Origin of the sequence: Immundisolibacter sp. (assembly GCF_028696615.1) — a bacterium.
Classification (GTDB): Bacteria; Pseudomonadota; Gammaproteobacteria; order Immundisolibacterales; family Immundisolibacteraceae; genus Immundisolibacter.
On record NZ_JAQVGQ010000265.1, the window covers coordinates 1 to 3,334 of the forward strand.

The window sequence follows — 3,334 nt, forward strand, 5'->3', positions numbered from 1 at the left end:
AGCGGTGCAGCAACCGCTCGCGATCCGCCGCCGCCATGCCAGCCCAGGCATCCGACTCGAAGGCCGCCCGGGCGGCCTTGACGGCACGGTCGATGTCCGCCGCCGAGCCCTTGGCCACGCTGCCCAGCGACTGCCCGGTGGCCGGGTTGATGTTGTCGAAGCGGGCGCCGCCGGCGGCGTCCTGGTACTCGCCGTTGATGAAAAGCCGCGTCGGGGCGGTGAGGTTCTCGAACGGAATCATCGGCATTCTCCTCGTTTGGAATCGGCTGGGGATGCGCCTGGGGCGACGTGCCTCGTCAATGCGCCTGGTCCCAGTTGGCGCCAAGGCCGGTTTCGACTTCGAGCGGCACGTCCAGCGGGTTGTCGGCGGTCATCAGGGCGGCGACCGTCCCGCGCAGCGCCTCGGCGTGATCCACCGGCACCTCGAACACCAGCTCGTCGTGCACCTGCAGGATCATGCGCGCCGGCTGGCCATTGTCACGCAGCCAGCGGTCGATGCGGATCATGGCCAGCTTGATCAGGTCCGCCGCGGTGCCCTGCATGGGCGCGTTGATGGCGGTGCGCTCGGCGTACTGCCGGCGCTGGCTGTTGGACGAGCGGATGTCCGGCAGGTACAGGCGGCGACCGAATACGGTCTCGACGTAGCCGCGCTCGCGCGCCTGCTCGCGCGTGGCGTCCATGTAAGCGCGCACGCCAGGGTAGCGGGCGAAGTACTGGTCCACGTAACGCTGCGCGGCGGTGCGGTCGATACCGAGCTGCTGGGCCAGGCCGAACGCCGACATGCCATAGATGAGGCCGAAGTTGATGGCCTTGGCGGCACGCCGCTGCTCGGCGCTGACCGCCTCCGGCGGCACGCCGAAAATCTCCGCCGCCGTGGCGCGGTGCACGTCGGCGCCTTCGGCGAACGCGCGCCGCAGCCCCGCGTCGCCGGACAGGTGCGCCATGATGCGCAGCTCGATCTGCGAGTAGTCGGCCGACAGCAGCTTGCAACCGTCCGGCGCAATGAAGGCCTGGCGGATGCGCCGGCCCTCGGCGGTGCGCACCGGGATGTTCTGCAGGTTCGGGTCCGACGACGACAACCGACCGGTGGACGCCACCGCCTGCTGATAAGACGTATGCACGCGCCCGGTGACCGGGTGCACCTGCGCCGGCAGCTTGTCGGTGTAGGTCGAGCGCAGCTTCGACAGGCTGCGGTGTTCCAGGATCACGCGCGCCAGCGGGTAGTGCAGCGCCAGTTCCTGCAGCACGTCCTCGGCGGTGGACGGCTGCCCCTTGGGCGTGCGGCCGAGCACCGGCAGCTTGTGTTCCTCGTACAGCACCTGCTGAATCTGCAGCGGCGAGCCGAGATTGAACGGATGGCCGGCCAGCGCGTAGGCCTCGGCCTCCAGGCGCTGCATGGCCGCGGCCAGTTCCATGCTCTGGCGGCGCAGCAGCGCGGCGTCGATCAACACCCCGCAGCGCTCCATGCGCGCGAGCACCGGCAGCAGCGGCATCTCGATGGTCTCGAACACGCGCCGCAGCGTGGGCTCGGCCTCGATCTGCGGCCAGAAGTGCCGGTGCAGGCGCAGCGTGACGTCGGCATCCTCGGCCGCGTAGCGGGTGGCGGTTTCGATGTCCACCTGGTTGAAAGTGAGCTGGTTTTTGCCGCTACCGGCGACGTCCTTGAAGGTGATGGTGGTGTGGCCCAGATGGCGGGCGGCCAGGGTGTCCATGTCGTGCCGGCTGGCGGTGCTGTCCAGCACGTACGATTCGAGCATGGTGTCGAAGGCCGGGCCGGCCACGGCGCAGCCGTGCTCGGCGAGCACCGCGTAGTCGAACTTGAAGCCCTGGCCGATCAGGCGCGGCGTGCCGGTCTCGAGCAACGGCTGCAGGCGCGCGAGCACGGCGTCGGCCGGCAACTGGTCGGGCGCGCCGGGGTAGTCGTGACCCACCGGCACGTAGGCGGCCTGCCCCGGCTCGCAGGCGAACGACACCCCGACGATGCGCGCCGTGATCGGATCGAGCGAGTCGGTTTCGAGATCGAAGGCGAACGCCTGCGCCGCCGCCAGGCGCTCGCACCAGCGCTCGAGCGCCGCCGGGTCGAGCACGGTCTCGTAACCGTCGCGGTCGATGGCCGGCGGGTCCGCCGCCGGCGCCTGCCCGCCGGGCTTGCCCTGTTCCAGCTCGCGCAGCCAGGACTTGAACTCGAGCTCCGTGAACAGGCGCTTGAGCGTGTCGGTATCCGGCGCGGCGCGGTTCAGGTTGTCGGGATCGATGGCCAGCGGCACCTCGCAACGCACCGTGGCCAGCTGCCGGTACAGCGGCAGCGCATCCAGCACGGCGCGCAGGTTCTCGCCCACCTTGCCGCCGATGTCCTGCGCGTGCGCGATGACGCCATCGAGCGAACCGTACTGACGCAGCCACTTGGCGGCGGTCTTGGGACCGACCCCGGGCACGCCCGGGATGTTGTCCACGCTGTCGCCGGTGAGCGCCAGAAAGTCGGCGATCAGCCGCGGCGGCACGCCGAACTTCGCCTCGACGCCGGCCACGTCGAGCACGGTGTTGGTCATGGTGTTGACCAGGCGCACGCGCTCGTCGACCAGCTGGGCGAGGTCCTTGTCGGCGGTGGAGATCAGCACCTGCTCGCCGCGCGCGGCGGCGCGCCGCGCCAGCGTGCCGATCACGTCGTCGGCCTCGACGCCGTCGACCACCAGCAGCGGCAGGCCGAGCGCACGCACCAGTTCCTGCGTGGGCGCGATCTGCGCGGCCAGCTCCTCGGGCATCGGCGGGCGGTTGGCCTTGTAGTCGGCAAACGCCTGGTGACGAAAATTCGGGCCCTTGGCGTCGAACACCACGGCGATATGGGCGTCCGGGTACTCGCGCATGAGCCGGCGCAGCATGTTGACCACGCCGTAGACCACGCCGGTCGGCTGGCCCTTGGAATTGGTCAGCGGCGGCAACGCGTGGAAGGCGCGGAACAAATAAGACGAGCCGTCCACCAGGACGACCAGCGGTGAGTCGGGCATGCGCGTGACGGGGGCGGCGGGCGGCAACGGGCGGCCGGCAGTGTAGCGCCAGCGGTCCGGCGCCGGCGCGATGCTATGCTTCGACTTCGTTTTGCAGGCACCGGTTTGGGCGACACTGGTCGGTCGACACCGGCCGCCGGCCCACCCGGCCCGGGCCTGCATCAAGGGCCTAAGCCCTTGCTTCATGGAGCGCCACGCGGGCGTCGGGCGCGCCGCGGCGAGCCGCATCGTTTCAACGCGTTTTTTTCAGGAGTCTTGACCATGCGTCGTGTGCTGCTCATCGGGCTGCTGGCCGCCACGGCGCAGGCCGCCGAGCCGGGCCCGCCGCC

Annotated in this window: 2 protein-coding genes; both read right to left on the reverse strand. The window is 70.4% G+C overall.

The window, feature by feature from the left end; all coding sequences use genetic code 11:
• The coding region (locus PHC73_RS12935; RefSeq protein ID WP_300129035.1) for an aldehyde dehydrogenase family protein at nt 1-241 on the reverse strand (241 nt) is incomplete at its 3' end.
• A 55-nt stretch (nt 242-296) separates the two neighbouring features.
• The gene (gene polA / locus PHC73_RS12940; protein WP_300129037.1) at nt 297-3,005 is read right to left on the reverse strand and encodes a DNA polymerase I; all 2,709 of its coding nucleotides are present in this window, start codon (nt 3,003-3,005) and stop codon (nt 297-299) included.
• Between the last annotated feature and the right edge of the window lie 329 nt (nt 3,006-3,334).